Consider the following 639-nt stretch of genomic DNA (forward strand, 5'->3'; position numbering starts at 1 on the left):
AGAAAACCAACTACTCGCTAAGTAGCCACTTGAGACTGCCAACGTTGATACGATAAAGCCCTTCCAATATGGAAGGGCTTTGTGTTTGAAAAAAGTAAAGACTTTATTGAGTCCAAGAGCGATACGCGTCGCGTGTTTCATTCAAGCGTTCAAGCATAGTGTTAACCTCACTACCCTGTTCAACTAACTCACCAGATTTGGCTTTTTTATCGATAGACATCGCTAACTCACACAAACTGTCGGCTCCGAAACTCGCAGCACTGCTTTTTAGCGCATGGCTGATCTCTTTCAAATACATTAAGCGCTCTGAACCTTCTAACTGCGACAAGTTGTCGATGTACGTATCCATCTCACCCAAAAAAATATCGAGCAAAACAGGCACGTTATCACTGCCGATTTCCATCGACAGTTCATCTATTTTTTGTTGATTCAATATCGTCATGCTTACACCTTCTGCCGCTCTTCTTTACCATTCCATGCTTGTAGTTTGCGGTAAATCGTTGACGGACTGACATCAAGATACCCAGCGGCTCTTGGAATATTACCGTCACACGCCTCAATCGCTTGTTCAATCGCCATTTTCTCTGTCATCCATAGCGGCATGATCTCTGAAACAGTCATCGCTTTTGGCTCAATCAG

Annotated in this window: 2 protein-coding genes; both read right to left on the minus strand. The window is 43.7% G+C overall.

Annotated features, from left to right (window positions below; all coding sequences use genetic code 11):
- Window positions 1-103 precede the first annotated feature (103 nt).
- Window positions 104-442 carry a quorum-sensing phosphorelay protein LuxU gene (gene luxU, locus R7R78_RS27190; RefSeq protein WP_025553179.1) on the minus strand — a complete coding sequence of 113 codons (339 nt, stop codon included), beginning with the start codon at window positions 440-442 and terminating at the stop codon, window positions 104-106.
- 2 nt (window positions 443-444) lie between these two features.
- The coding region (locus tag R7R78_RS27195) for a helix-turn-helix domain-containing protein (protein WP_225474746.1) at window positions 445-639 on the minus strand (195 nt) is incomplete at its 5' end.

The sequence above is a fragment of the Vibrio sp. 2134-1 genome (assembly GCF_033339495.1).

What these genes read in the sequence shown, in the direction of transcription:
- luxU (WP_025553179.1), bottom strand. Translation starts at nt 442, where the DNA reads ATGACGATATTGAATCAACAAAAAATAGATGAACTGTCGATGGAAATC.